Annotated in this window: 23 protein-coding genes; 13 read left to right on the top strand and 10 right to left on the bottom strand. The window is 63.2% G+C overall.

Annotation, left to right across the window (positions count from 1 at the left end; all coding sequences use genetic code 11):
• Nucleotides 1-4: 4 nt before the first annotated feature.
• From soxZ to C1H69_RS18155, 4 genes are all read right to left on the bottom strand, one after another.
• Nucleotides 5-832 (bottom strand): thiosulfate oxidation carrier complex protein SoxZ, encoded by an 828-nt coding sequence (gene soxZ, locus C1H69_RS18170; protein ID WP_102654785.1) that lies wholly within the window; start codon nt 830-832, stop codon nt 5-7.
• A gap of 20 nt (nt 833-852) precedes the next feature.
• Nucleotides 853-1,878 (bottom strand): YeeE/YedE family protein, encoded by a 1,026-nt coding sequence (locus tag C1H69_RS18165; protein WP_102654784.1) that lies wholly within the window; start codon nt 1,876-1,878, stop codon nt 853-855.
• A 105-nt stretch (nt 1,879-1,983) separates the two neighbouring features.
• Nucleotides 1,984-3,294: an NAD(P)/FAD-dependent oxidoreductase gene (locus tag C1H69_RS18160; RefSeq protein WP_102654783.1), complete on the bottom strand. Its 1,311-nt coding sequence runs from the start codon at nt 3,292-3,294 to the stop codon at nt 1,984-1,986.
• 15 nt (nt 3,295-3,309) lie between these two features.
• Complete coding sequence (locus tag C1H69_RS18155) at nt 3,310-3,645, bottom strand: c-type cytochrome (protein WP_102654782.1); 336 nt, start codon at nt 3,643-3,645, stop codon at nt 3,310-3,312.
• A 331-nt stretch (nt 3,646-3,976) separates the two neighbouring features.
• Here C1H69_RS18155 and C1H69_RS18150 point away from each other — a divergent pair, with 331 nt between their 5' ends.
• The 5 genes from C1H69_RS18150 to C1H69_RS18130 all read left to right on the top strand — a co-directional run bounded on the left by C1H69_RS18150 (nt 3,977) and on the right by C1H69_RS18130 (nt 10,339).
• Nucleotides 3,977-4,792 (top strand): DUF2189 domain-containing protein, encoded by an 816-nt coding sequence (locus C1H69_RS18150; protein WP_102654922.1) that lies wholly within the window; start codon nt 3,977-3,979, stop codon nt 4,790-4,792.
• Between the two features lie 105 nt (nt 4,793-4,897).
• Nucleotides 4,898-5,422 (top strand): putative pterin-binding protein, encoded by a 525-nt coding sequence (locus C1H69_RS18145; RefSeq protein WP_240609995.1) that lies wholly within the window; start codon nt 4,898-4,900, stop codon nt 5,420-5,422.
• 9 nt (nt 5,423-5,431) lie between these two features.
• Nucleotides 5,432-7,648, top strand: a complete 2,217-nt coding sequence (locus C1H69_RS18140; RefSeq protein WP_240609994.1) for an ATP-binding protein — start codon at nt 5,432-5,434, stop codon at nt 7,646-7,648.
• Nucleotides 7,649-7,704: 56 nt separating this feature from the next.
• Nucleotides 7,705-8,892 (top strand): nitric oxide-sensing protein NosP, encoded by a 1,188-nt coding sequence (gene nosP, locus C1H69_RS18135; protein WP_102654780.1) that lies wholly within the window; start codon nt 7,705-7,707, stop codon nt 8,890-8,892.
• Nucleotides 8,831-10,339: a hybrid sensor histidine kinase/response regulator gene (locus C1H69_RS18130; RefSeq protein WP_102654779.1), complete on the top strand. Its 1,509-nt coding sequence runs from the start codon at nt 8,831-8,833 to the stop codon at nt 10,337-10,339. The genes nosP and C1H69_RS18130 overlap by 62 nt, the downstream gene beginning before the upstream one ends.
• Before the next feature lie 27 nt (nt 10,340-10,366).
• Here C1H69_RS18130 and C1H69_RS18125 read toward each other — a convergent pair whose 3' ends face one another.
• Both C1H69_RS18125 and C1H69_RS18120 read right to left on the bottom strand, forming a co-directional pair.
• Complete coding sequence (locus C1H69_RS18125) at nt 10,367-11,635, bottom strand: PQQ-dependent sugar dehydrogenase (RefSeq protein WP_240609993.1); 1,269 nt, start codon at nt 11,633-11,635, stop codon at nt 10,367-10,369.
• A 135-nt stretch (nt 11,636-11,770) separates the two neighbouring features.
• Nucleotides 11,771-12,427 (bottom strand): LuxR C-terminal-related transcriptional regulator, encoded by a 657-nt coding sequence (locus C1H69_RS18120; RefSeq protein ID WP_102654920.1) that lies wholly within the window; start codon nt 12,425-12,427, stop codon nt 11,771-11,773.
• 133 nt (nt 12,428-12,560) lie between these two features.
• On the opposite strand from C1H69_RS18120, the gene exaC reads away from it, so the two are divergent.
• The 5 genes from exaC to C1H69_RS18095 all read left to right on the top strand — a co-directional run bounded on the left by exaC (nt 12,561) and on the right by C1H69_RS18095 (nt 17,357).
• Entirely contained in the window at nt 12,561-14,081 is a 1,521-nt protein-coding gene (exaC, locus tag C1H69_RS18115) for an acetaldehyde dehydrogenase ExaC (RefSeq protein ID WP_102654777.1), read from the top strand.
• A 144-nt stretch (nt 14,082-14,225) separates the two neighbouring features.
• On the top strand, nt 14,226-15,254 hold the full coding sequence (adhP, locus tag C1H69_RS18110) for an alcohol dehydrogenase AdhP (protein ID WP_102654776.1): 1,029 nt from the start codon (nt 14,226-14,228) through the stop codon (nt 15,252-15,254).
• Nucleotides 15,255-15,452: 198 nt separating this feature from the next.
• Nucleotides 15,453-16,406, top strand: coding sequence for an alpha/beta fold hydrolase (locus C1H69_RS18105; protein ID WP_102654775.1), 954 nt, complete (start codon nt 15,453-15,455; stop codon nt 16,404-16,406).
• Nucleotides 16,403-16,834, top strand: coding sequence for a hypothetical protein (locus C1H69_RS18100; RefSeq protein WP_102654774.1), 432 nt, complete (start codon nt 16,403-16,405; stop codon nt 16,832-16,834). The genes C1H69_RS18105 and C1H69_RS18100 overlap by 4 nt, the downstream gene beginning before the upstream one ends.
• A gap of 106 nt (nt 16,835-16,940) precedes the next feature.
• Entirely contained in the window at nt 16,941-17,357 is a 417-nt protein-coding gene (locus tag C1H69_RS18095) for a secondary thiamine-phosphate synthase enzyme YjbQ (RefSeq protein WP_102654773.1), read from the top strand.
• A 1-nt stretch (nt 17,358) separates the two neighbouring features.
• On the opposite strand, the gene dauA is transcribed toward C1H69_RS18095, so the two are convergent.
• Nucleotides 17,359-19,104, bottom strand: coding sequence for a C4-dicarboxylic acid transporter DauA (gene dauA / locus C1H69_RS18090; protein WP_102654772.1), 1,746 nt, complete (start codon nt 19,102-19,104; stop codon nt 17,359-17,361).
• 148 nt (nt 19,105-19,252) lie between these two features.
• Entirely contained in the window at nt 19,253-21,298 is a 2,046-nt protein-coding gene (gene betT, locus C1H69_RS18085; protein WP_102654771.1) for a choline BCCT transporter BetT, read from the bottom strand.
• 438 nt (nt 21,299-21,736) lie between these two features.
• On the opposite strand from betT, the gene C1H69_RS18075 reads away from it, so the two are divergent.
• The 3 genes from C1H69_RS18075 (at nt 21,737) to C1H69_RS18065 (ending at nt 24,940) form a co-directional block, all read left to right on the top strand.
• On the top strand, nt 21,737-22,927 hold the full coding sequence (locus tag C1H69_RS18075; RefSeq protein WP_205738538.1) for a TRAP transporter substrate-binding protein: 1,191 nt from the start codon (nt 21,737-21,739) through the stop codon (nt 22,925-22,927).
• 100 nt (nt 22,928-23,027) lie between these two features.
• On the top strand, nt 23,028-23,624 hold the full coding sequence (locus C1H69_RS18070; protein ID WP_102654769.1) for a TRAP transporter small permease subunit: 597 nt from the start codon (nt 23,028-23,030) through the stop codon (nt 23,622-23,624).
• Nucleotides 23,621-24,940 (top strand): TRAP transporter large permease, encoded by a 1,320-nt coding sequence (locus tag C1H69_RS18065; protein ID WP_102654768.1) that lies wholly within the window; start codon nt 23,621-23,623, stop codon nt 24,938-24,940. The genes C1H69_RS18070 and C1H69_RS18065 overlap by 4 nt, the downstream gene beginning before the upstream one ends.
• A gap of 87 nt (nt 24,941-25,027) precedes the next feature.
• Here the strand turns inward: C1H69_RS18065 and C1H69_RS18060 are convergent, their stop codons facing one another.
• The gene (locus tag C1H69_RS18060) at nt 25,028-25,684 is read right to left on the bottom strand and encodes a hypothetical protein (RefSeq protein WP_102654767.1); all 657 of its coding nucleotides are present in this window, start codon (nt 25,682-25,684) and stop codon (nt 25,028-25,030) included.
• Nucleotides 25,685-25,894: 210 nt separating this feature from the next.
• Nucleotides 25,895-26,614, bottom strand: a complete 720-nt coding sequence (locus tag C1H69_RS18055; RefSeq protein WP_102654766.1) for a response regulator — start codon at nt 26,612-26,614, stop codon at nt 25,895-25,897.
• Nucleotides 26,615-26,627: the final 13 nt, after the last annotated feature.

Raw genomic sequence — 26,627 nt, 5'->3', positions numbered from 1 at the left:
AGCATCAGCCAACGGAAAGCTCCACCTCATGCCGGGCGCTCTCCCCGCTGTCGTCGAACCATTCGAAGAGTGCCTCGCCGCTGTTCTCGGGGGCAAGATGGAAACGCAGGTAGGGGTTGGCGGAGACCGACTGGTGCAGTTCGGCCTCGAAGGCGGTTTCGCCGTTCACGCTCACGGTGAAGCGCTCGATGATATGGCGCGGCAGGGTTTCGCCATCCGGTCCTTCGCGCAGCCCGGTTTCCATGGGGTGGTTGATGAGGGTGCGAATCTCCTCCGGTTCCCCGACGGAGAAGCTGGACGGGACGCTGACACGCGGGCTGGATAGCGGCTCCGGCTGGTCATTCCCGTTGCGCATCAGGCAGCCGCTGACGGTGATGCGCACCTCTCTTGCCGTGGCGAAACGCTCCCCTTGATGGCTGGTGGCGATGGCAATCACATCCTGGGTTTCGTTTAGCCTCACTCGGGTGGAGACCTCCGGCTTGCCATTCATGGGTGTGAAGTGGAACGTCGCTATCTCGGGAGAGGGGTTGTCGACCGCAAACAGGTCGATCCGCTCGATGTAATCGTTCTCCTCCAGTTCGCCGTCGAAACCAACCGTCAGGGCAACGGCCGAACCGTCTTCCGACACGTGGGGGAGGTCGAGAACCAGACCCCTGGTACTGGGGGTGGCGCCGCCCAGTACCGCCTGGGTGGCCTCCAGGCGCTGCCAGGGCCCGTCTGCCAGGGCCGGCAGGGTCAGGCCGAACAGGCCGATACCCGTCAGGGTGGCAACCAGGCTACGCAACAGCCGGCGGCGAAGAGCATCATGGCGAGCGGGACGGGGCGAGCGCATGGGTTCCTCCAGGTAAAGGGTCAGATCTTGGACAGTGACAGGGGACCGGTGATTCCCAGTCGAGCGCCGGCAACGATACCCGCCAATGCGGCGAAAGTGGCCAGGGAGAGTGTCGAGAAACCGGACAGTCCCTGGCCGATGGAACAGCCCAGGGACATGACGCCTCCGATGCCCATCAAGGTTCCCCCGGCCATGCTGCGGCCCATGTGGCCGGGGCCGGTGAAGCCCTGCCAGTGGAAGTCACGGCGTACCAGGGCCGTGGCCAGTGCCCCTGCGATGACACCTCCTGCCACGCTGACGCCGAAGCCGAGCCGGGTGCCGGTGGAAAGCATCAGGTACTGCAGGGATTCGCCAATGGGGGCGATGAACGTCAGGCTGGCCAGGCGAACCGGTTCGAAATCATCGAAACCGAGCACCCCGGTGACGTACCAGCCTGCCGGCACCAAGGCACCGATGAGGAGCCCGCCCAGCCATTCCCGTGGCGAGGCGCGAAACTGGCTCGAACGCATGACCCAGAGTAGCAGTCCGCCGCCCAGTACGAGTGCGGGCAGCCAACCCGGCACACCGGCCAGCTGCGGCAGGTCGCGGGCCGGAAGGGCGAGCGTGGTGGCGTCCTCCAGCCGGATTCGCAGCGGGGCCAGGACGCCGGAAAGCGCCATGTAGGCGGCCAGCCCCAGGCAGACCAGCACCACGAAGCTGCGCAGGTTGCCGCTGCCCAGCAGTACCAGGGAGCGGGCGCCGCAGCCGTTGGCCAGCACCATGCCGTAGCCGAACAGCACGCCACCCAGCGGAATGGCCAGCCAGGAGGGAGCGGGGGTGGGATACAAGGAGTTACCCAGGGACACCAGGCCGACGGCTTCCAGTGCCTGGCTACCAAGCAGGGCGGTAGCCATGGCCAGGGCGAAGCTGCGTAACTTGTTGCTGTCCCGGCGGGTCCAGCGGTTGGCCAGGCCGCGCATCAGGCAGAAGCCGGAGGCCTGGCCGGCGGCGCCGAACAGCACGCCGATCGCAAGACCCGCCCAGACCACCAGCTCGGTATGGCTCATGACGATGGGGTCCTTGTCGAAATGAACAGGTAACAACCCAGTGAATGAAAAAGGGGCCATCGTTCAGATGGCCCGCACATTATACCGATGGCCTCACTGCGAGTCTCAGGTACTGGTCCCCCAGGTATCCTGGCAGATGGCATTGTACCAGCCCACGGCATATTCGGCCTCCAGGGCCCGGGTCTCCGCAGGCGCATCAGCGGGACTCAATCCGCCGGATACCTCGGCGATCGCGCCCTCCTGGACCCGATAGACCCCCGCTACCGAGATGCCGTACTCGGGGCCGATCAGGCTATAGCAGGTGTTGGTCCAGTAGGCTTCGGGAGCCGGACGCGACTCCAGGGAAGCGGCAATGGCCGCGGCCACCACCTTGGCCTGGGCATTGGCGCAGAAACCGGATTTCGGCATCGGTGCCGCCACGGTGGCGTCTCCCACCACATAGACATTCTCGACCTGCCGAGACTCGAAGGTGTCGGGTTTCACCGGTACCCATCCGGAGTCGTCGGTGACACCGGCGCGTTCGGCGATCCAGCCAGCCTTCTGGGGAGGGATCACGTTGAGTACGTCGGCCTTGTGAACGGTGCCGAACTCGGTTTCCACTTCCAGTCTGCCGGCATCGACCCGAGTCACGCGGCCGTCATTCGAGAGGCCGACCCATTCGATGCGGTCGCCATAAAGCTGTTCCCAGCCGGCGGTGAACAGGCCCTGCTTGGAGAAGTTGTCCTTGGCGTCGAGGATCAGCACCTTGGACCTGGGTTTATGCTGCGAGAGGTAGTGAGCCACCATGCTGGCACGCTCATAGGGCCCCGGTGGGCAGCGGAAGGGATTGTCCGGTGCCACCATCACGAAGGTGCCGCCATCTTCCATGTCTTGCAGCTGGCTGCGCAGCAGCTCGGTCTGGGGGCCGGCCTTCCAGGCGTGTGGCGCCTTGTCGGCGGCGTCTTCATCGTAGCCTTCAAGGGCGTTCCAGCGGATGTCGATACCGGGAGACAGCACCAGTCGGTCATAGTCGAGATGCCTGCCGGTGGAAAGAATCACCTCACGGGAGTCGGTATCCACATCTTCCGCCATGGCATGGATCACCCGGACGCCGTAACGGTCGGTGAGCTCGTCATAACCATGTGCAATGGAGCGCATGTCACGCAGCCCGCCAAGGTACAGGTTGCTGAACGGACAGGTATAGAAGGTCTCGGCCGGCTCCACCAGAATGACTTCGATGGCCGGGTTGGCACGCTTGAGGTACTTGGCGGCCGTGGCTCCCCCGAAGCCGCCACCGACGACGACGACACGTCCGGCATGCTGGCCACCGATGGCGAACGGTGCCACACCGCCGATCAGCGGCAGCAGGGAGGCCGCACCCATGCCCTTGATCAGCTGGCGGCGGGAAAACCCGTCACGTTTGTGCTGCTGGCTCATGTTGGCGCTCCCTTGCTATTGAGGATCGATATTGGAGAAGTGTTTCGCCAGAGCGGCGAGTTCGTCGTCGCTGAAGCCGGCGGCAATGCGATTCATGATGGTGGTGTCGGCCACCTCATCATTCTTGAAGCCCAATAGGCGTGATTCCAGCAGCGTGGCAGGTCGACCGGCAATCGGGGGCACGCTTCCGGAAAGGCGGCCATCGGTGCCATGACAGTTGGCACAGCTTCCCGCCATGACGTCGAGTTGGGCGCTCGAGAACGTTTCCTCGGCGACAGCCAGCGGGGCCATGCCCATCAGGAGCAACGTACTCGTCGACAGCATCGCTGCCGTGTGGAAAACCCGTTTCATCGTAAGGCTCCCTCATCGGAGTTCTTGTCGGAGTTTGCTACGGAATGTTACTTCCTTCATGACGCTGCCAGGAAGGAACCCTTTGGCATTCCGTTATTCCAGTGCGCGCATATATGCTTGTCGCTTATGCCCTTTAGGCCGTTCAAGTGATCGCCTATCCGACAGAAGTCAATCGTGCTTACGTCGAGGGCTGCGTTGATACTTCTGACCGGCATTCTTGCGTCAGGTCAACTACATTGATCGTGTATGAAGATAACAAGACGTCATCCGGAGCCCGACTGGAAAGGCGCTTTCTTCGTCCCTTCTCATGGCGACCATACGGGGTAAGCATATGAACGCAACAACAAGATCAACGGGGCAGTCATCGGTGCCCACTGTGAAGATCACGATCAACCCCATTGGCATGGATAGACCCAGGGCCTGGCTGGCCGCGGGCTTCGAGGATTTCCGCCAGGCAACGGCCGTCAGCCTGGCCTACGGCATGTTCTGGGTCGGTTTGAGCATTGCGATAACCCTTGGTGCCGTCATGCTCGATCTCTGGCATTGGCTACTGCCCCTGATGGCGGGCTTCATGTTCCTCGGGCCGCTGGTGGCGGTGGGCTCCTACGGCATCAGCCGGGCGCTTGAAGCCAATCGATCCCCCCACCTGGGAGATGCCTTCAACGCGTGGCGCCCGCACGCCGGTCAGCTGGCGATGATGGGTCTGATGATGATGATCTTCTTCCTGGCCTGGATTCGCCTGGCGACGTTGCTGTTTGCGCTGTTCTACGGCTTCGAGGCACCCGGGCCCGCGGCCCTCTACGCATCGCTGCTCACGACGCCGCAAGGTCTCGGCTTGATCGCCGTGGGGACGGCCATCGGCGCGGTCCTGGCCTTTGGGGCCTTTACCATCAGCGTGGTAGCCATTCCGACTCTGATGGATCAGGACCTGACCTTCATGGAAGGCATCGAAGCGAGTGTGCGCTCGGTGGCCCGGAATTTCCGTCCCATGTTGCTCTGGGCCGTGATTCTGACGGGCTGTGTGCTGGTGGGGGTGCTGACCTTCTACATCGGGCTGGCGCTGATCCTTCCGGTACTGGGGCACGCCAGCTGGCACGCCTACGAGGACCTGGTACGCTGTGAGCCGGTCGATAAGGTCACCACCTGACCGTGTCACCCTGGGGGGCCATGGCCCCCCAGTCTCTTTTCCTGCCTGACCTTTTTTTGCGTTTCGCGTAACCTTGGCGGCACTATCAGTGACCTGTGAGCTGCCATGATATCTCGAGTAAAGCGTTGCCGTTTTGCGTTCATCTTCAGTCTCATGCTGGCCGGGGCCATGCCGGTACCAGCTCTTGCCGGGCCGTTGCCGCCTCCGGAAGGAGACGTCATGCTGCGTGTGACCGGTGACATCGAGCACCCCAACATGGGAGACGAGCTGCATCTGGATAGAACGCTGCTGATGTCGCTCTCTCCGTCGGTCATCGAGACCGAGACACCGTGGACCGAGGGTGTCGGTCGCTTCAAGGGACCGCTGGTACGCGCCATTCTCGATGCCGCTGGAGCGCGTGGCGATACCGCGCGGGTACACGCCCTGAATGGCTTCGAGGCGGAAATCCCGGTCACCGATTTCCATGATTACGATGTCATTCTTGCGATCGAGCGTGATGGCGAGGCCATCGCGGTGCGCGATCTGGGGCCGGTGTTCGTTCTTTATCCCTTCGACGATCACCCCGAACTGCTCACTGAAACCATTCGCTTTCGCTCGGTCTGGCATGTGGGCACCATCCATGTGCCCTGATCGTGGCTGATGCGGAAGATGGCCTACGCCATGCGGCGCTTTCCCCTCAAATTCAAGCTTAGGGCCGTGGCCGTGGTGCTGTTCTTTGCCGCGGCCCTGGTCGTGGTGGGGCTGGCTGCCTGGCGTCAGGAAGGGCTCTACCAGGCGGTGGGCAGCGATGCCGCCTGGCACGCTTACAAGCTCGACCGCGATATCATCCAACTGCGCAGTGACCTGGCGCTGGGGTTGGAAAACGCCCAGGCACCGGACACTCTCAGGCTGCGCTTCGAGCTGATCTATAGTCGTATCAATCTCCTCCAACGGGGGGATGTCACCGACCTGCTCGACCGGATTCCCGCCGTGCGCCGCCTGTTTCCCGAACTGGTGGCGAAGCTGGACGAGATCGACGCCATGCTACAAGCGTTCGAGCGCCTCGATAGCGCCGGGCGTCATGCACTGGATACCCAACTGGAGAGCGTCGGTGCGATCACCGAACAGTTGATCATCGCCATCAACGGTTATCTTGCCGAGTCGGCCACTCGGGACCGCCGGGTGCTGCAGTCACTGTATGCCCTACTGTTGGCCATGATCGTGAACATGAGCCTGGCGGGGCTGCTGATGGTGATCTTCCTGGTGCGGGAGGTGCGTGACAACGCTGCCGCCCGACGCTCGCTGGAGACGCTCAGCCACGACCTCCAGGCCACCGCCCATCGTGCCGAGTCGGCAAACCAGGCGAAATCCGAATTTCTTGCCACGGTCAGCCACGAGATACGTACCCCCCTCAATGGGGTTATCGGCATGAGCGACCTGCTGATGGATCAGCCGCTGGACTCGCGCTCCCGGGAGTACGCCCGAATCCTTCATACCAGTGCCGATCGGCTGCTGGAACTGATCAACGACATACTCGATTTCTCGAAGATCGAATCCGGTCGGCTGGAGCTGGAGCGTCACCCGATATCGTTGGCCACCCTCATCGAGGATGCCTGCCACCTGTTCACACCTCATGCCGAAGCCAAGGGGCTGACATTGAAGACCCGGCTGTCACCCTCCTTGCCGACCCGGATGATGGGTGACCCGGCTCGCTTGCGGCAGGTTCTGCTCAATCTGCTCTCCAATGCCATCAAGTTCACGGATCATGGTGAAGTGCGCATCGAGGCAAGAACGACCGTCGATGGATGGCTCGATCTTGCCGTATGCGATACCGGGCCTGGCATTGTCGAGAATCAGCGCGACTGGCTGTTCGAACCTTTCCGTCAGGGCGATGCCTCCACGGCACGCCGCTACGGAGGTACCGGGCTTGGCCTGGCCATTTCCCGACGGCTGGTGGAAGCCATGGGAGGGAAGATCGGTGTCGACAGCCAGCCCGGGGAGGGCAGCCGATTCTGGGTCGAGCTGCCCCTGGAGCCTGCCGAGGTTTCCCCGGAAGGCATGCCAGCGGCCCTGGTTCAGCCGCCGGAGGTGGGTGGCGATGTGCTGCTGGTGGAGGACAATCCGGTCAATCAGCAGGTGGCGGTGGCGATGCTGGAACGCCTGGGGTGTCGGGTCGAGGTGACCAGCAGTGGGCCCGACGCGCTGGACGCGGTTCGGCGGAACGGTTTTGACCTGATCTTCCTGGACGTACAGATGCCGGGAATGGATGGACTGGAAACGGCCCGCCACCTACGTGAAATGGGTGGTTGGCGCAGTGGGGTGCCGATCGTGGCGATGACCGCTGGCGGGCCCGGGGCGGAACGTGCGCGCTGCCTGGCGGCGGGCATGACCGATTACCTGACCAAGCCGCTCAGCCGTGCACAGTTGGCGGACTGCCTGCGGCGCTTCCTTCCCGAGCCGGCGTCCCGCGAGGCAATGGAAGGTGCGTCTCCTGGTGCCGAGCTGGATCAGCAAGCCCTCGACGAGCTTCTGGACTCCCTGGGTGCCACGGCACTGGCGTCACTGATGGCCGTGCATCGGGACCAGTTGCAGTCGTATAGCCAAGCCATGATGACCGCCGTTGCCGAGGGCGACATGCCGGACCTTGCGGCGGTGGCACATCGCCTCAGGGGGGAGTCCGCCAGCCTGGGTGCCCGCGAACTCGCGGCCGTGGCCCAGCGCCTGGAACTGCGGGCCCATCAGGAGCGCCACGGGGAGGCGGCGGCTGAACTGCTGACCCTCGAAAACACCATCCCTTCGACTCTGCTGGCGCTGGAACGATGGCTGGCAGAGCGAATGGCGAAGCCTGTCGAGGGCGACAATGGTCACGGTAGGTAGTCGGCGTACCGTCACGAAGAAACCTACACTGATGAAAACAACCGATGAGTCTTGCCATGGACCCTCTTGTCACCGAAATCTTGGCTCCTGAACCGCTGACCCAGGTTCCGCCAGTCGGTACCGCTTACAGTTCCCAGCGGGACCCGTACGCTGCGGCTCGTGAACTGGCCGTGGCGCTGCGCCATCCCGAGCTCGGCTTCGTGCTGTTCTTCTGCAGCGCGGAGTATTCGCTGACGACGCTGGGTGATGCCATGAGCGAAGCCTTCGGTGGCGTGGCGCTCTGTGGCTGTACCACGGCAGGAGAAATCACCCCGGCCGGTTATTGCCGGGGCTGTATCGTGGCCATCGGTTTCGACTGCCGCGCCTTTGCCATCTCCCATGTCTTGATCACGGACCTGGAGGGTTTCGACCTGCTCCAGGCACAGCGGCTGACCAGCGAATTGCTGGAAACCTGCCGACAGGCGTCACCGGCACTCGAGCGGGGAGGAAGCTTTGCCCTGACACTGCTCGATGGCCTCTCCAGCAGTGAAGAGCAGGTGTTGGCTACCCTCGATACGGCCCTGGGCAGCATACCCAGCTTCGGCGGCTCTGCCGGTGACGACAACCGGCTGGCCCATACCCATGTCTACAGCGATGGACGGTTCCATAGTGAAGCGGCCGTGGTGGTGATGTTCCGTACCCGCTTGCCCTTTGACGTCTTCACCACTCACCATCTTCGGGCGCGAGAGGAAAAACTGGTCGTCACTCGAGCGGACCGTGAGCGGCGGCGTGTGCTGGAACTCAATGCCGCTCCGGCCGCCGAGGAATACGCCCGCCTGGTGGGGCTTCCGGTCGCCGCCCTGGAATCGGATACCTTCGCCCGCCATCCGCTGGCGGTACGCATCGGTGATCAGCACTATGTCCGTTCCATCCAGAGCGTCAATGCTGACGGCAGCCTCAGTTTCTACTGCGCCGTGGAAAACGGCATCGTACTCACTGCCATGCAGCCGGCTCCACTGCTGGACGATCTGCAGGCCACCTTGCAGGGGCTCCGTGAACGCCTGGGTGAGCCGGTGGTCGTCATTGGATGCGACTGCTTCCTCCGGCGCCTCGAGCTGGAAGCGCTGGCGCAGGTGGACGAGGCGTCACGGCTATTGGGGTGGTCGAGAGTCGTTGGTTTCAATACCTACGGGGAACAGCTCCATGGCATGCATATCAACCAGACGTTCACCGGGGTCGCCATTGGATCTTGTCCACCCGCCTGAACTGCCCCGGGAGCCCGGCGAGCGGGAGCGGGCGCTGCAGGACGAGAATGCTCGCTTGAGGCGGATCTGTGCCTCGTTGATCGAGCGGGTCGAGTCAGGCGGCATGGCGGGTGGCGCGCCCTACGCGGCCTTCGAGCATTCCGTCCTGTTGGCCGAGCAGGTGCGTGAGCGTACCGAGACACTGCAGCGAACCCTTGGGGAGCTTGGCCAGGTGAACAACGCCCTGGGGCAGGCGAATGCCGAGCTGGGTGACGTCAATGCCAAGCTCCGTGAGGAGATAGCGGTACGCTGTGAAACCGAGCGGCGCCTGCGGGATGCCAAGGCCGAGGCGGAGGCGGCCAACCTGTCGAAGACCAAGTTCCTGGCTGCGGTCAGTCATGATCTGCTGCAGCCCCTGAACGCCGCCCGGCTCTTCACCAGCGCACTGAGTGAGCATGAGGTGCCGGCCGATTCACAGCGCCTGGTAGGGCACATCGGTCGATCCCTCAAGGATGTGGAGACGTTGCTTGGTACCCTGGTGGATATCTCTCGTCTCGACGCCGGTGTGCTCAAGCCGGATATTGCGGCCTTTCGTGTCAACGAGCTACTGGATGTGCTGGCCGATGAATACCGTCAGATCGCGGCGGCCAGGAATCTGGAATTGCGTTACGTATGCAGCAATAGGGTGGTGAATTCCGACCTGGCGCTGTTGGCACGGGTGATCCGCAACCTGCTCAGCAATGCGATTCGCTATACCGAAAGAGGGCGTGTGCTGTTGGGGTGTCGCAGACGCCTTGATGGCCTCGAGATTCTGGTGGCCGATACCGGCAGCGGCATTCACGAGTCCCAGCGTGAGGAAATCTTCCTCGAATTTCGCCGTGGCAGTGCGGGGAAGGGTCAGGCCGATCGGGGATTGGGGCTTGGCCTGGCCATCGTCGATCGCATCACGGGCATGCTGGGGCATCGGCTTTCGCTGGTGTCGAGCCCGGATATCGGCTCGCAATTCTCGATTCTGGTGCCCTACGGGCAGCTCGATACGGTAATGACGTGGCCGCGACACGAGCCCCATTCAGGCACGCGCCTGCTCGAAGGGGCGCGGATCTGGGTGATCGATAACGACCCTGCCATCTGTGAAGGAATGGAGGCGCTGCTCGGCGGCTGGGGATGTCGGGTAACGACATCCGCCGGCCTGTCCGGGCTCGGGTCGGCGCCGGCCCCGGATATGCTGATCGTGGACTATCACTTGACGGAGGGAGAGCCGGATGGACTGGAAGTGGCTGCCCTGGTACGAGAGCGTTTTCCATCCCTGCCGGTATTGGTGATCACGGCCAACCACGATGCCGCGCTCAAGGGTCGCGCCAGGGAGCAGGGGTTCGGCTGTCTGCTGAAGCCGCTCAAGCCACTCCGGTTGCGCATGGCACTCCTGCAGCATCTCTCGAGCCACCAGCGAGCGCAGGAAAGCGGCTAGCCCCTTGGCGAGGGGCTAGCCGCAGGCTCAGGCGTCGGGCTCCAGACGATACAGGCCGCCATCCTCCTCATCGGTCAGGAAGTAGAGCAGCCCATCGGGGCCTTGGCGCACGTCGCGGATGCGTCCCACGCCATCTTCCTCCAGCAGGATCTCCTCATGTTCCACGCTGTCGCCATTCAGCACCAGGCGGTGCAGCTGTTCCGCATAGAGCGAGCCGACGAACAGGTTTCCTTGCCAGCCGGGGATCTCCTCACCGGTATAGAAGGCCATGCCCGACGGTGCCACGGTATAGTCCCACCAGTGCACCGGGGGTACGACGCCGGGGGCTTCCTGACCGATACCGATGAATTCATCGGTATCGTACTCCGTGCCGAACGAGACCTGAGGCCAACCATGATTGTTGCCCGCCTCGACCTGGTAGACCTGGTCGCCACCACCCGAGGGCCCGTGGTCCGTCGCCCACAGGACGCCGGTTTCCGGGTGCAGGGCCAGGCCCTGGTTATTGCGGTGGCCAAAGGAGAAGATCTCGGGGCGCAGGTTGCCGGGCTCCATGTTGACGAATGGATTGTCTTCATGTGCCCCGCCATCCTCGTGGAGGCGAAGAATCGAGCCGCCCGGGTCGGTAAGATCCTGGGACGGATAGCGAATGCCGCGGTCGCCAATGGAGAACATCACGCTGCCGTCTCCAGGGAAGACGATGCGTGAGCCGTAGTGGCGGCCCGGGGCCGTCCGCGGCACCTGGGCATAGATCGGCTCGACGTCGACGAGTTCGCTGCCATCGTCACTTAGCCGAGCTCGGCTAAGGGCCGTGCCGGTGCCGTACTCCTCGTCTCCCATGACGGAATCGTCGTCACCCGGGCTGGAGTAGGTGAAGTAGATCCAGCCGTTTTCCTCGTAGTCCGGATGTACGGCGATATCCAGCAACCCACCCTGGTTGCCGCCTTCGGGTGCCGTCAATTGATCCTCGTCGGTATCGATCTTGGGCAGATTGCCGACCTGGGTTACCTCGTCATCATCGATCAGATACAGGTTGCCGGGTCGCTCCGTGACGAGCATTCGGCCATCTGGCAGCCAGGCCACCGACCAGGGGTGTTCCAGGCTGCTGGCCACCTGCACGATGCGAATCGTGTTTTCTTCTGTTTCCACGGCCGAGGCCACCTCGTCGTTGACGATCTCTACCTCGGCATGGGCCAGGCCGCTGACCCCCATGCCGACCGCAATGCCCAGGGCGAGTCGCGAGAGAGGGAAGACACGAAGGGCGGGGGACATAGAGGGGAAGAGTCCTTTTCGTACCATGTCGCGTTGCTCCTTGCAGGCGATGTCGAAGGTGGGAGGAGAAAGGAACGCGTGATCGCCTGCCCAGCTTCAGCGTAGGAAAGCGGGCTCTATAGAACAAGGAGGGAGTCGAGGCAACCGAGGAACTCCGGCTGGCTAGCGCGGTTCCTGCGGCCAGTCTCTGGCGGCCACGATGGCCTGGACGCGACTGTTGACGCCAAGCTTGCGGAGTATGGCCGAGACGTGAGTCTTCACCGTGGTTTCGGCAATGCCGAGCTCCCGGGCGATCTGCTTGTTGGATTCCCCTTTCGCCATCTGCTCCAGCACCTCCAGCTGCTTGCCGGTCAGCGAGGCGAGGCGAGGGGTGATGGCGGCTCCTGGCGTGGGAGGTTCGGCGGACAGGATGGGCGGAGGTCGCCGCATGATGGCCGGGGGAAGATACACCTGTCCCGCCAGGATGTGGGTGAGGGCAGCCAGCAAGGCATCGCGAGGGGTGGACTTGGGGATATACCCGACGGCTCCCATGTCGATGGCTTCGAGCACGATACGCCGGTCCTGTTCGGCGGAGAGAATGGCGACCGGCAGATCGGGCAGGGCATCGCGAAGCTGCGCAAGACCCGCCAACCCTTCGGCATCGGGCAGATCCAGATCCAGCAGTAACAGATCGAGGTCGTCATGATCGGCTAGCTGATGCAGGGCGCCGGCCAGACTGCCCGCCTCGAGAAGACGACACTGGGGCAGCCCCATGGCAAGCACGGCGCCGAGGGCGTCACGAAATAGAGGATGGTCGTCGGCGACCATCAGGGTGTGTATGGGGGGCATCTCCTGTCAACTCTCCTACCAAGGAACGAGCCCATCTCCTGCGACGGGAGTATGTCGCACTTTGCTTCGTTGACCAATACTGAGTGTTGTCACTACCCATAACGATAATATCAGGAGCAACGCCATGATCTATGCCAATCCCGGTCACTCCGGCTCGGTCGTCACCTTCGAGAAGCGCTATGGCAACTATATCGGTGGTGAGTTCGTCCCGCCGGTGAAGGGGCAATACTTCGACAATATCAGCCCGGTCAACGGGGAGGTGATCTGCGAGATTCCCCGTTCCACCGCCGAGGATATCGAGAAGGCGCTGGATGCCGCCCACCAGTCCGCCCCCGCCTGGGGCAAGACCTCGGCGGCGGAGCGCAGCAACATCCTGCTCAAGATAGCCGACCGTATCGAACAGAATCTGGAAATGCTTGCCGTCGCCGAAACCTGGGACAACGGCAAGGCGGTGCGCGAGACGCTCAACGCCGATATTCCGCTGGCCGTCGACCACTTCCGGTATTTCGCGAGTTGCATCCGCGCCCAGGAGGGCACCGCCGCCGACATCGATGCCAATACCGTGGCCTACCATTTTCATGAGCCGCTGGGCGTGGTGGGGCAGATCATCCCCTGGAATTTCCCGCTGCTGATGGCCACCTGGAAGCTGGCCCCGGCGCTGGCCGCGGGCAACTGCGTGGTGCTCAAGCCCGCCGAACAGACGCCGGCGTCGATCCTCAAACTGATGGAGCTGGTCGGCGACCTGCTGCCGGCCGGTGTGGTCAATATCGTCAACGGCTACGGCGCCGAGGCCGGCCAGGCCCTGGCCACCAGCAAGCGTATCGCCAAGATCGCCTTCACCGGCTCCACCCCGGTGGGCTCGCATATCCTCAAGTGCGCCGCCGAGAACATCATCCCCTCGACGGTGGAGCTGGGGGGCAAGTCGCCGAACATCTACTTCGCCGACATCATGAATGCCGAGCCCGAATTCATCGACAAGGCGGTGGAGGGCCTGGTACTGGCCTTCTTCAATCAGGGCGAGGTGTGCACCTGCCCCTCCCGGGCGCTGATCCAGGAGAGCATGTACGAGGACTTCATGACCAAGGTCATGGAGCGTACCCGTGCCATCAAGCGGGGGAATCCGCTGGATACCGACGTGCAGGTCGGCGCCCAGGCCTCCCAGGAACAGTTCGACAAGATCATGTCCTACATGGACATCGCCCGTGAGGAGGGCGCCGAGTTTCTCACCGGCGGGGACAAGGAGAGCTTCGACCCCGCCTACGACAAAGGCTTCTACATCCAGCCGACCCTGCTCAAGGGCAACAACCGGATGCGCGTCTTCCAGGAGGAGATCTTCGGCCCGGTCGTGGCCGTGACCACCTTCAAGGACGAGGAAGAGGCCCTGGCCATTGCCAACGATACCGAGTTTGGCCTCGGCGCCGGGGTCTGGAGCCGTGACATGAATGTCGCCTTCCGCATGGGGCGCGGCATCCAGGCCGGTCGTGTCTGGACCAACTGTTACCACCAGTACCCGGCTCACGCCGCTTTCGGTGGCTACAAGAAGTCCGGCGTCGGCCGCGAGACCCACAAGGTCGCGCTCGAGCACTACCAGCAGACCAAGAACCTGCTGGTGAGCTACGATACCAATCCGCTGGGCTTCTTCTAATACCTCCATTCTACCGACGCCCGGGTTCGCAACCCGGGCGTCTCATGACAGACCACGCGTGAGCGGACCACCGCTCCATGACCCCCCTGGCGATCCGCAAGTACCGGGTGGCGCCTCGCTGCCCGACAACCAAGGAGATGCAAGATGGACACAACAATGAAAGCCGCTGTGGTAAGGAAATTCGGAGAGCCGCTGGTCATCGAGGAGGTCGAGGTGCCTCGACCGCAGGCCGGTGAGATACTGGTCAAGGTGGCGGCGTCCGGGGTATGTCATACCGACCTGCATGCCGCCCATGGTGACTGGCCGGTCAAGCCGAATCCGCCCTTCATTCCGGGACACGAAGGCGTCGGCCACATCGTGGCGGTTGGACAGGGCGTCAAGCATGTCAAGGAGGGCGACCGGGTCGGGGTGCCCTGGCTGTATTCTGCCTGTGGTTACTGCGAGCACTGCCTGGGTGGCTGGGAAACCCTGTGCGAATCGCAGCAGAACACGGGCTATTCGGTCAACGGCGGGTTTGCCGACTATACCCTGGCGGATGCCGGCTTCGTGGGGCTGTTGCCGGACAATATCGACTTCCTCGAGATCGCACCGGTGCTGTGCGCCGGGGTCACGGTCTACAAGGGCCTGAAGATGACCGATACCCGCCCGGGGCAGTGGGTGGTGATCTCCGGCATCGGTGGCCTGGGGCACATGGCCGTGCAGTACGCCAAGGCCATGGGACTCAACGTGGCGGCGGTGGATATCGACGACGGCAAGCTGGCACTGGCCGAGCGTCTGGGTGCGACCGTCACGGTCAATGCCCTCGAGACCGATCCCGCCGTTTACCTCAAGCAGGAGATCGGTGGCGCTCACGGGGCCCTGGTCACTGCGGTGTCGCCGAAGGCCTTCGACCAGGCGCAGCGCATGCTGCGCCGCGGAGGCACCCTGGTGCTCAACGGCCTGCCGCCAGGTGACTTTCCGCTGCCGATCTTCGAGACCGTACTCAATGGCATCACTATCCGGGGCTCCATCGTCGGGACCCGAAGCGACCTGCAGGAGGCATTGGATTTCGCCGGCGAGGGCAAGGTGAAGGCCACGGTGGCTACCGACAGGCTGGAAAACATCAACGATGTCTTCCAACGCATGATCGATGGCCAGATAGAGGGGCGAATCGTTCTCGACATGACCGGTTGAGGCCGGGGCGTTGCTGCCGAGATTTCGTCGAGAAGGGTCGTCGTCACCGACGAGTCATCCCGACGGCGGCAGGTCGCTGCGTTGGACACCAGCCTGATGGCTGGCTAGTGTCACTAGAGCGAGGCTCGACCACCAGATGGCCACTTGGTCATCTGGTGGTCGAGCCATGGGAAGGCATGCAGGCAACAGGGAGTCAGGATGACGACCCCATACGATGCCAGGGAGATGCCTCGAGGCATCAGCGAAAACGATCGGCGGCGGCCGAGTGCCATGAGCCGCCGCCGTTTTCTTCGGCTCGGTATCGGCGGAGCCACATTGGCGCTGGTCGGCTGCGGCGACAATGACGACGCGCTCTTCGCGCCGGCGCTGCCACCGTTGGATGAATGGTTGGACCGTGGACCGCTCGAGCCACAGCGAACGCAGGTGCGCGGCGTCTCGCTACACGCCCTGGTGGCAACCGAGGCTGCACCGCCCGGTGCGCCACCGCTGGTGTTGATACATGGCTCTGGCCTTTCCGGGCGCTACATGATTCCCACCGCCCGTGAGCTGGCTTCCGACTTTCCTGTCTATGTGCCCGACATACCGGGCTATGGCGACAGCGGCGACCCCGGCGAGGTGCTCAGCATCCCCCGGATGTCGGAGTGGCTGGTGGCCTGGATGGACGCAATCGGCCTCGAGCGTGCCTCCTTTCTCGGTAACTCCTTCGGCTGTCAGGTCATCGTCGACCTGGCCATGCGCTATCCCGAGCGGGCCGATCGCCTGATCCTGCAGGGGCCCACCACGCCGCCTGACGAGCGCTCGACCTTCTGGCAGTTCGTCCGTTGGCGACAGAACGAGCCCTATAACCCCGAGATGCTGGGCGAGGTCACGATGCCCGAGTACGGCAAGGCGGGGATCTGGCGCATGATTCGCTCCTATGTCTTTCAGGTGACCGACCCCATCGAGGAGAAGGTGCGCGAGGTCGAGGCGCCGGCCCTGGTGATCCGTGGCGAGTACGATCCGATCACCCACCAGGCCTTCGCCGAAATGCTTGCACGGCGCCTGCCGCGGGGGGAACTGCAGGTGCTGCCGAACATCGCCCACACGCTGGTGTTCACTGCACCGGTTCAACTGGCCGATGCCACCCGTGTCTTCATGGAGGAGAACGCATGATGCTGGCTGGCAGAAAGTGGATAGTGCTCGCCGAGGTAGTGCTGCTGCTCCTGCCGCTGACCCTGCTGATGGCGCTGCTCGTTCCGCTCACCTATGTGGCCTACCCGATTCCGCAGATGCAAGCGACGCTGCTGGCGTTCGATTTGGGCATGCTGGTCAAGCTGCTCGGCATCCTGGCGGCCTGGCGGCTTGCGGTGGGCTTCCTGCGCTTCGGTGTCAGCAGCCTGCGTCGGGCGCATCTGGTTTGGTTCGTGCTGGTGCTGGCGGCCGTTGCCATCGGCATCGCCAGTAGCGTGGTGGCCATTGAGCAGAACGTGCTGTCGTCGGTCTATCATGCCCGGGTCGGTTTCACGCTGCTGGTGCCCGCCGTGGTGCTGGCGCCGCTGGCCGTGCATCTGATTTGGGAGCGTCGGCGTGGCACCGACTAAGGGGCGGAGGTCAGCGTGCGAGCCACCCAACTGGCGCGTTTCGAACTGGTCGAGGGAGCATGAACTTCGCTAGCATGGCGACAACACTCACCCCAGGGTACTGACCATGTGGAAACAGCAGGAGCTGCGCTTGACGCCGCGTTCTCGCGGCTTTCATCTGATTACCGGGGAGGTCGCCGGCCTGCCATGGCTGCGTGAGGTATCGGTGGGCCTGCTGCACCTGCAACTGCTGCACACCTCGGCATCGCTGACCCTCAACGAGAATGCCGATCCGGATGTTCGCCACGATATGGACGCCTTCCTGCGGGATCGCATTCCCGGCGACCTGCCCTATTTTCGCCACACTCTGGAAGGTCCCGACGACATGCCGGCCCATGTCTGTGCCAGCCTGCTCGGCACCCAGTTGAGCCTGGCGGTGCGCGACGGCCGCCTGGCGCTGGGCACCTGGCAGGGTATCTGGCTTGGTGAGCATCGCGACGATGGCGGCTCCCGTCGGCTGATCGCCACCTTCCAGGGGGAGTGATTCACGTCTCCCGCTCGGCCAGCCAATGGTCGGCCAGGCGACGGGCATGATCCAGGTGGCGCACGGCGGCGAGCCGTCCGGTTTCCCGGTAGAGTCCGGCACGGCGCAGCTTCATCACCATGCGTGCCGGCATGGCGATGAAGATCAGCCCCACTTCCCGTGTGCGTAGCTCCTCGACCAGCGATTGCAGGGCGACGATGGCGGTGGTGTCGAGGCTCGGTACGTCGCGCATGTCCAGCATCACCACTTTCACTTCCGGGTCCACCACGCGCAGCGATGAGATGGCTTTCTCGGCAGCGCCGAAGAAGAGGGGGCCATTGACGTCATAGAGAGCGACTTGCCGCGGCAGGTCCCTGGCCTGGTCACTGTCGCCGGGTTCGAGCCGGCGGGCATGGGTAAGCCCGGCCATGCGTCGGATGAACAGCGCCGCGGCGAGACCGATCCCCACCGCTACCGCCAGCACCATGTCGAAGATCACGGTCAGCACGAAGCAGATCACGAGTATGGCGACGTCGCTGCCCGGGGCGCTCTTCAAGGTATGGGCGAAGTGGCGTGCCTCGCTCATGTTCCAGGCAATGATGAACAGCAGTGCCGCCAGTGCCGCCATGGGGACGAGCCCCAGCACGCCGGCGAATGCCACTACCGCCAGCAGCACCACCAGCGAGTGCACCACGGCGGCGACCGGCGAAAAGGCACCGCTGCGGATATTGGTGGCGGTGCGAGCCAGCGCCGCGGTGGCCGTGATGCCGCCGAAGAAGGGTACCACCATGTTGCCCACCCCCTGTCCCACCAATTCGGCATTGGGGTCATGTCGGGTACGGGTCAGGCCATCCGCGACGACCGCACAGAGCAGCGATTCGATGGCCGCCAGCATGGCAATCGCCAGTGCCGGGCCGAGCAGTTCGCGAATGAGCGCGAAGTCCACCACCAGGGGGGTGCCATCCGGTCCCGGCAGGCGCCATGGTACGACCAGGCCGGGAGCGAAGGGCGGGATACCGTTGCCGCTCTGTCCTTGGAACTCCCAGGTGAAGCGTGATGCGATGGTATCGATTTCGACCCCCAGCGGGTTGATCGCCAACGCGGCCAGCGTACCGATGAGCAGCCCGGCCAGGGGCGCCGGCACCGGTAGCTTGAGGCGCGGCCAGAGAATCAGGGTGGCCAGCGTGACCAGGCCCACCCCCAGTTCGGCGGGCGCCAGGGTCGGCACGGCGCGGGCGATCACGGCCAGGTTGTCGAGCGTGCTATCGCCGAGTTCGACCCCGGCCAGGCCCAGGAAGTCCGGTATCTGCAGCAGTGCTATCACGACCGCGATGCCGGCGGTGAAACCCAGCACCACCGGGTAGGGCACGAACTGTATGAGGCTACCCAGACGGGCCAGCCCCAGTGCCACCAGGATCATGCCTGCCATCAGGGTGGCGATCAGTAGCCCGCCGATACCATGGCTGGCGACGATGGGAAACAGGATCACCACGAAGGCGGCGGTGGGGCCGGAGATATTGAAGCGTGAGCCGCCGGTCAGTGCAATGATGGCGCCGGCTACGATGGCGGTATAAAGCCCATGCTGGGGAGGCACGCCCGTGGCGATGGCCAGGGCCATGGAGAGCGGCACGGCGACGATGCCGATGGTCAGGCCGGCCATCAGGTCGCGCTTCAACTCGGCCAGCCCGTAGCCTTCACGCCATGCCGAGATCAGGGCGCTGCCGGGGACAGGGAGGTGGTAACTGGACTTGTCGCGATGGAGAGACATGACGGTTCCTGATGACGAACTGTGGTTCATTACGCTACGCCGTGGCAACGGCTTGCCACAAGGCGGCCAAGGTATGAGGCGGGCGAAGAGCAATGAAAACCCCGCCGGGGGAGACGCCGTTCCGATGCTGCAGACCCCAGGAACCCAGTCAGGATCGGGCCGCCTCCAGCGGAGGCTCACCCACGGAGCCGGGCATTGCCTGCACGGAGCCGCCTTGACCGGCAAGCGCCAGGAAATGCAGGTGACGCTCGTACTCCGACAGTACGTCACCGATCACCTGGCCTCGGGTATAGCCATTGAGATCCTTCTCCAGCCCCCCTTCGGAGAGGTAGACATCGAGGCGTACATAGTAGTCGTCATCGGCCGGCAGGAAGCTCGGGGTACGCATCCGGTGGGGGCTCACCTGATAGACGAAGCTTGCCGCATTCTCCAGGTCCACTTGCAGGGTAAGGCTCGATAGCGGCTCGCCTTCGATATGTGCCTCGGTGACATTGGCGCTCTGGCCGCGACTCTCCAGTTCCTGGGCGAACTGGGTCAGTGCCGGACGGATGGCATGTTCGATGGTGGCGGCAGCCCCGGCTCGGGTGGAAGTGTCCAGTGCCCGGTCGAGACGTTCGCGCCAGTCACCGCCAGGAGCGGTCCCGGCGATCTGGCGCCGCGCTTCCGCCTTGCGGCCTTCCAGCTTCAATGCCTTGACCATGCCCAGCATGATAGCGAAGAGCACCAGCGAGAAGGGCAGGGCAGTGACGACGACGGCGCTCTGAAGGGCCGCCAGGCCACCGGCCATCAACAGGGCAACCGTGACCAGGCCAATGACAGCCGACCAGAAGATGCGCAGGGATACCGGGGCATCATGGTTCACGTCGGACAGGATCGAGGTGAAGTTGGCCAGTACCAGGGCCCCTGAATCCGCCGATGTGATGAAGAAGACGATACCCAGCACGGTGACTACTGCGGCAGTCAGGCCCATGTAGGGGTAGTGCTCCAGCAGGGTATACATCGTGGTCTGGGGGGTGTTCAGCGCTTGTTCGCCGAGTTCGATGATCCCCTGGTTGGCGACCAGATCGATGCCACTGTTACCGAATACCGACATCCACACCATCATGAAGGCCAACGGGATACCGAGCGCCCCGGCGACGAATTCGCGAATCGTACGCCCACGTGAGATACGTGCCAGAAACAGGCCGACGAACGGTGTCCAGGCGATCCACCAGCCCCAGAAGAAGATCGTCCACCACATCTTCCACTCGTTGGCTTCCTCACCCGCGAAGGCGTAGGTATCGAAGCTCTTCGCCACGAAGCCGGCCAGGTAGTCACCGATATTGTTCACCGCCATGTCGAGCAATTGCAGAGTGTGACCCTGGAACAGCACGAACAGCAGCAGGGCCAGTGCCAGGAGCATATTGAATTCCGACAGACGGCGGATGCCCTTTTCCACGCCGCTGACCACTGAAATAGTGGCCAATATCACGACCAGGCCGATCAGCAGCACCTGGACAGAGAGGCTTTCGGGCACATCGAACATATAGGCGAGCCCGTAATTGAGCTGCATCACGCCGATACCCAGGCTGGTGGCGATACCGAAAACGGTCGAGATAACGGCCGTGATATCCACGGCGTGTCCGATGGGACCATGGATGCGCTTGCCCAGTAGTGGATAGAGTGCGCTGCGGATGGCCAGTGGCAGACGATGGCGATAGCTGAAGTAGGCCAGTGCCATTCCCACCAGCACGTAGAGACCCCAGCCCGACAGCCCCCAGTGCATGAAGGTTTGCACCACGGCGGCACGCATCGCCTCCTGACTTTCCGGTGTCATGTCCGGCGGTGCCAGGTAATGGGCCACCGGCTCGGCAACACTGAAGAACAGCAGATCGATGCCGATACCCGCGGCGAACAGCATCGCGGACCAGGAGAGCAGTGAGAACTCGGGCCGGGAGTGGTCGGGGCCCAGACGTATACTGCCGAAGCGCGAGCAGCCGATCAGTATCACGAAGACTAGATAGGCCACGATGGCCAGCATGTAGTACCAGCCGAAGGTTTGGCTGACCCAGGCCAGTCCGGTGTCGAAGAAGGCCCCGGCCTCCTCGGTATAAATCATGGTGAGAATGAGAAAAACCAGGATGCCGGATACCGAGCCGTGGAACACCACGGCATTGAGCCGGTCGCGTCGTCCGGGAGGATTGTCGTGCGCCATGCAGGCGAACTCCTGTCTGGTGGATACATACCTCCCGTCTTTTCTTTGGCTGCGAGACGCGCTGTGGATTGTTCCGCACAATCGAAAGCACGCCTGGATCAAGCCGGGCTACAGGCCGGTCGGTCCCTTTCTGGTGCGGTTGACAAGGACCCATGATGCCAAGACGGGGGTCGTTTTTTTAAATGAACGTTCAAATAAAATACGCATATCCTGCCAAGGCTTCAACCCCGTGTCCTGTCCTGCCATCGACTGTCAAGAAAAGGGGGGAAACGTCTTGCATAAGCTGTTGCCCCGGCTATACATAATGTAACCGACTGCAAGCAGGTAGCTTGAGCGTGCCGCGCCAGCGGTGACAGGGATGCCTTCGGGACGACCGATCAGGCCGCAGCTCGGCCTGTCGGGTACACACCAGAACAACGATAATTTCCGGAGTACCCAATGGCACACGATCAGACACCGGCCGCTCAGTCGGACGAAAGCAAGACAGTCACCGCCATCGATCGCCAATCGCGCCGCCGCTTCCTTACGGGTTCCGCCGCAGCAGTAGGAGCCGGCGCCGTTGCGGCCGTAGGCTTTCCCAGCATAGCCGTGGCCCAGACCACCACGCTGCGCTTCCAGAGCACCTGGCCGAACCAGGATATCTTTCATGAGTTTGCCGGCGATTACGTACGCATCGTCAACGAGATGTCCGGTGGTCGGCTGCGGCTCAACCTGTTACCGGCCGGCGCGGTGGTGGGGGCGCTGCAACTGCAGGACGCGGTCATCTCTGGTGCACTGGATGGCGGTCATGGGGTGACGGCCTACTGGTACGGCAAGCACAAGGCGTTTTCGCTGTTCGGCACTCCACCGCCCTTTGGGTGGGATGCACATCAGTTCCTGGCCTGGTTCTGGACCGGTGGTGGCAGTGAACTGTATGCCGAGCTGCTGGAGATGCTGGAGCTGCCGCTGGTAGGCTACCAGACCGGGCCCATGCCGACCCAGGCCCTGGGTTGGTTCAAGGAGCCGATCACCAGCGCCGACGACCTGCGCGGTCTCAAGTACCGCACGGTGGGTCTCGGCGCCGATCTGATGAACGAGTTCGGCGCGGCGGTGACCATCATGGGTGGCGGCGACATCGTGCCCGCCATGGACCGCGGCCTGCTCGATGGGGCCGAGTTCAACAACCCCTCCTCGGATCGCCTGCTCGGCTTCCCCGATGTCAGCAAGACCTGGATGCTGCGCAGCTACCATCAGGACTGCGAGGCCTTCGAGATCATCTTCAACAAGACCCGGCACGACAGCCTGCCCGACGAATTCCAGGCGATCCTCGAATACGCCGCCAAGGCGGCCTCATCTGAAATGTACTGGAAGGCGATGGAGCGCTACCCGCGGGACCTCAACGGCATGCGCGAGGAGCAGGGCGTGCAGACCTACATTACGCCAGACTCGGTACTCCAGGCCCAGCTCGAGGCGTGGGATGTGGTCATCGAGCGCGAGTCCCGGAATCCGTTCTTCAAGAAGGTGGTCGACCACCAGCGCGAGTACTGCGAGCGTGTAGTGGGTTTCCATCTCGAGGGGAACACGCCGAAGGAGCCCGCCTACCAGCACTTCTATGGAAAGTTGCCAACGGATACCTCCACCGTCCTTTAGGCCATGGGCCGTCCGTCTCTCGGTGCCAGGAGGGCGCCGGGTCCGTCTCTCGGCTGCATCATCCGTCCGATGGTGATGCAGCCGTTGGTGAGGGGTTCGCATGCGCTTCATCTTCTTCATTGACCATGTCAGTACCTGGGTGGGCAAGACGTTCGCCTGGGCGATCCTGATCCTGACCTTCGTGGTCAGCTACGAAGTCTTCATGCGCTACGCGATGGGAGCGCCGACGACCTGGGCCTATGACACCAGCTATATGCTCTACGGCACCCTGTTCATGATGAGCGGTGCCTATGCCCTGGCCCACAATGCCCATGTACGGGCCGACGTGGTCTCACGTCACTTTCCGCTGCGGGTCCAGGCAGGCTTGGACCTCGCGCTCTATCTGGTCTTTTTCTATCCGGGCATCTTTGCCTTGCTGTTCTACGGCTGGGATTTCTTTTCCGTCTCCTTGCGCCAGAACGAGCATAGCTCCTACACCCCGGGGGGGCCGCCGATCTACCCCTACAAGTTCGTGATCCCCGCCTGTGCCGCCCTGCTGGCGCTGCAGGGCGTCGCCGAGGTCAGCCGCTGCATCCTGTGCCTGAAAAACGGCCTATGGCCACGTCGCCTCGGCGATGTGGAAGAGATCGCCATTCCGATCAACAAACAGGATGAAATCCTCGCCGCCCGGAAACAGTCAGGGGAGAACAGGCAATGAGTGAACCGGAAATCGGTATCCTGATGCTGGGCACACTGGTCATTCTGATCATGCTTGGCTTTCCCATCGCCTTCACGCTGATCGCCATGGGTATCGGGTTCGGCTACTTCGCCATCGGCGATATCATCTTCTCGCTGCTGGTGCAGCGAGCCTACGGCGTCATGTCCAACGACGTGCTGATCGCGGTGCCTCTCTTCCTTTTCATGGGATACATGGTCGAGCGGGCGAATATCCTCGACAGGTTGTTCTTGAGCCTGCAACTGGCGGCCCGCGGCATGCCGGCTTCACTGGCAGTGGCCAGCCTGGCCACCTGTGCCCTCTTTGCCACGGCAACGGGCATCGTGGGGGCCGTCGTAACGCTGATGGGCCTGTTGGCACTGCCGGCCATGCTCAACGCCGGCTACGACAAGCGTCTGTCCAGTGGGGTGATCTGTGCGGGGGGGTGTCTCGGCATCCTGATTCCGCCGAGCATCATGCTGATCCTCTACGGGGCAATGGCAGGGGTGTCGGTGGTACGACTCTATGCCGCGGCGCTGCTGCCGGGCCTGCTGCTGGCGGGGCTGTACATCGTCTATGTGATGGGCCGGGCGATGATCAACCCCAAGGTGGCGCCCAAGCTTTCCGCCGAGAAACTGAATGTGCCGCTGGGGCGGGTCTACTGGGGATTGCTGACCTCTTTCGTCCCCCTGTTCGTCCTGATCATGTCGGTGCTGGGAGCGATCCTGTTCGGTCTGGCCACGCCCCATGAAGCGGCTGGAATCGGGGCGCTGGGGGCCATCCTGCTGGCAGCGGCCTACCGGCAGCTGACCCTGGCCCGGCTGCGCGAGGCGGTGTTCCTCACCGCGCGTACCAGCGCCATGGTGTGCTGGCTGTTCGTCGGTTCCTGGATCTTCTCCTCGGTGTTCTCGCTGCTCGACGGTCACTCGTTGATCGAGCACTGGATCAGCGGGCTGGCGCTGACACCGCTACAATTCCTGTTGCTGGCTCAGTTGATGATCTTCCTGCTCGGCTGGCCGCTGGAGTGGACCGAGATCATCATCATCTTCGTGCCGATCTTCCTGCCGCTGCTGTACATGTTCGGCATCGATCCACTGTTCTTCGGCGTGCTGGTGGCGTTGAACATCCAGACGTCGTTCATGACGCCGCCCATGGCCATGTCGGCGTTCTATCTCAAGGGTGTCGCCCCCAAGGGAGTCGAACTCAACGACATCTTCCTCGGCGTCACTCCCTTCCTGCTGATGGTGTTCGTGGCCATGTTCATCCTCTACGTGGTGCCGGATATCGTCTTCTGGCTGCCGGGCGTGCTGTATGGCTAGCCGCCCGGCGTGATGGACTGACGCTCTCCGCAACGCATCAGGCCCGACACGAGTCGGGCCTGATGCGTTTACGGCGGGTATCGATAGTCAGCTTGAGCGGTGCTTGCCATGCCCCTTGCCGTGGCCCTTGTGGCCGCTCGGCTGCATCATGGCCTTCATCGCCTCGATCTGCTCTTCGGTCAGCAGCTCGCCAAGCGCTTCCCGGTGCTCGTCACGCAGCGCCTGCCAGGCCTCGCGACGCTCCTCGCGGGAATCGAAGCTCTGGCCACGCAGCTCCTGCATGTCGGCATAGAGGGATTCGCGAAGCTCAGTCAGCCGCTCGCGCTCCTCGTCGGAGAGCTCCCAGCTGTCGACCAGGGTGCTCAAGCGCTCCTGCATGCCCTGTCGATGGCTATCACGGCGCTCGGCATGGTGCCCCTTGCGCATCTCCCGCTTGGCGTCGCGCAGGGCCTCACGCTGTTCGTCATCGAGGATCTCGTCCATCCGTTCGCGGTGCTGTTCGTGCAGCTCGCGAAGTGCCTGGTGATGCTCGCCATGGGCTTCCTCCAGGCTGGCGCGTGTCTCGTCATCGATGCCGGCACGCTCGAACAGGGCCTGGCGCTGCTCCTCGAAGCGTTCCTGGCGCTGCTCACTCCAGCTGCTGTCGCCTTGGCCGGGTGCGGCAGCGGCAGCGAGCGACATCGGGGCGATGGCGATGGCGAGCAGGGCGGGCAGCAGAAGTTTGTGTTGGGTCAGTCGAAGCATGGGGTCACTCCTTTTACGGTGCAAAGAAAGTTTGCGCTCTGTTGATGCATTCAGTGTCGTTGATCCCTGTGCACCTAGCGTGCACGAATCATGCAATCAATGACGATTCCGAGTGGCTGGGTATAGGGCAGTTTTCTTCGCGCATTCGTTCACCGCGAACCCCAATTCTCGGCGCACGCCGCCAATGTGAGGCGAGAGCGACCGGGCCTGTCATTCCTCCGGCTGGTACTTGTAGCCCACGCCATAGACGGAGCGAATGATCTCGCGCTCCGGCCAGGCGTCGGCGATCTTCTTGCGCAGCTTTTTCACATGGCTGTCCACGGTACGCTCGGAGACGATGCGATGGTCGCGATACATGCGGTCCATCAATTGGTCGCGGGAGAAGATACGCCCCGGGGCCTGCATCATCACCTTGAGCAACTGGTATTCCACCGCGGTCAGCCCCAGGTCGTTGCCGTCGGCCAGGGCGCGCCAGCCATCGTCGTCCAGCTCCAGGTTGCTGCCGTTGACCGTCCCCGGATACTGTGCGGCCTGACTGCGGCGAAGCACTGCCTTGACTCGGGCCACCACCTCCCGTGGGCTGAAGGGTTTGCAGATATAGTCATCGGCGCCGAGTTCCAGGCCCAGCAGGCGGTCGACTTCTTCCACTCGGGCGGTAAGCATGATCACGGCCAGTGTCGGCCAGCGCTGACGAATCTCGCGACAAAGTGTCAGGCCGTCGGTGCCCGGCAGCATCAGGTCGAGAAGCACCAGGGCCGGTATGAGGTCACCGGCCATGCGTTTCTGCAGCCAGGGCAGGACGTCGTCGCCATGGTCGATATGGTGTGTGGTGAAACCACTGCCTTCGAGGTAATCGGCCACCAATCGGGCGATCTTGGGTTCGTCCTCGACGATCAGCAGCGTATCGCGGGGGGAATGGGGGTCGCGCATGGGTTTGCTCCAG

This window comes from Billgrantia endophytica (genome assembly GCF_002879615.1).
Taxonomy (GTDB): Bacteria; Pseudomonadota; Gammaproteobacteria; order Pseudomonadales; family Halomonadaceae; genus Halomonas; species Halomonas endophytica.
Note: the sequence above shows the minus strand (reverse complement) of the source record. Positions and strands in the feature narration are given on the sequence as shown.

Coding starts and splice junctions, on each gene's coding strand:
- soxZ (WP_102654785.1), bottom strand. CDS start 832: ATGCGCTCGCCCCGTCCCGCTCGCCATGATGCTCTTCGCCGCCGGCTG.
- C1H69_RS18165 (WP_102654784.1), bottom strand. CDS start 1,878: ATGAGCCATACCGAGCTGGTGGTCTGGGCGGGTCTTGCGATCGGCGTG.
- C1H69_RS18160 (WP_102654783.1), bottom strand. CDS start 3,294: ATGAGCCAGCAGCACAAACGTGACGGGTTTTCCCGCCGCCAGCTGATC.
- C1H69_RS18155 (WP_102654782.1), bottom strand. CDS start 3,645: ATGAAACGGGTTTTCCACACGGCAGCGATGCTGTCGACGAGTACGTTG.
- C1H69_RS18150 (WP_102654922.1), top strand. CDS start 3,977: ATGAACGCAACAACAAGATCAACGGGGCAGTCATCGGTGCCCACTGTG.
- C1H69_RS18145 (WP_240609995.1), top strand. CDS start 4,898: ATGATATCTCGAGTAAAGCGTTGCCGTTTTGCGTTCATCTTCAGTCTC.
- C1H69_RS18140 (WP_240609994.1), top strand. CDS start 5,432: ATGCGGAAGATGGCCTACGCCATGCGGCGCTTTCCCCTCAAATTCAAG.
- nosP (WP_102654780.1), top strand. CDS start 7,705: ATGGACCCTCTTGTCACCGAAATCTTGGCTCCTGAACCGCTGACCCAG.
- C1H69_RS18130 (WP_102654779.1), top strand. CDS start 8,831: ATGGCATGCATATCAACCAGACGTTCACCGGGGTCGCCATTGGATCTT.
- C1H69_RS18125 (WP_240609993.1), bottom strand. CDS start 11,635: ATGGTACGAAAAGGACTCTTCCCCTCTATGTCCCCCGCCCTTCGTGTC.
- exaC (WP_102654777.1), top strand. CDS start 12,561: ATGATCTATGCCAATCCCGGTCACTCCGGCTCGGTCGTCACCTTCGAG.
- adhP (WP_102654776.1), top strand. CDS start 14,226: ATGGACACAACAATGAAAGCCGCTGTGGTAAGGAAATTCGGAGAGCCG.
- C1H69_RS18105 (WP_102654775.1), top strand. CDS start 15,453: ATGACGACCCCATACGATGCCAGGGAGATGCCTCGAGGCATCAGCGAA.
- C1H69_RS18100 (WP_102654774.1), top strand. CDS start 16,403: ATGATGCTGGCTGGCAGAAAGTGGATAGTGCTCGCCGAGGTAGTGCTG.
- C1H69_RS18095 (WP_102654773.1), top strand. CDS start 16,941: ATGTGGAAACAGCAGGAGCTGCGCTTGACGCCGCGTTCTCGCGGCTTT.
- dauA (WP_102654772.1), bottom strand. CDS start 19,104: ATGTCTCTCCATCGCGACAAGTCCAGTTACCACCTCCCTGTCCCCGGC.
- betT (WP_102654771.1), bottom strand. CDS start 21,298: ATGGCGCACGACAATCCTCCCGGACGACGCGACCGGCTCAATGCCGTG.
- C1H69_RS18075 (WP_205738538.1), top strand. CDS start 21,737: ATGGCACACGATCAGACACCGGCCGCTCAGTCGGACGAAAGCAAGACA.
- C1H69_RS18070 (WP_102654769.1), top strand. CDS start 23,028: ATGCGCTTCATCTTCTTCATTGACCATGTCAGTACCTGGGTGGGCAAG.
- C1H69_RS18065 (WP_102654768.1), top strand. CDS start 23,621: ATGAGTGAACCGGAAATCGGTATCCTGATGCTGGGCACACTGGTCATT.
- C1H69_RS18060 (WP_102654767.1), bottom strand. CDS start 25,684: ATGCTTCGACTGACCCAACACAAACTTCTGCTGCCCGCCCTGCTCGCC.
- C1H69_RS18055 (WP_102654766.1), bottom strand. CDS start 26,614: ATGCGCGACCCCCATTCCCCCCGCGATACGCTGCTGATCGTCGAGGAC.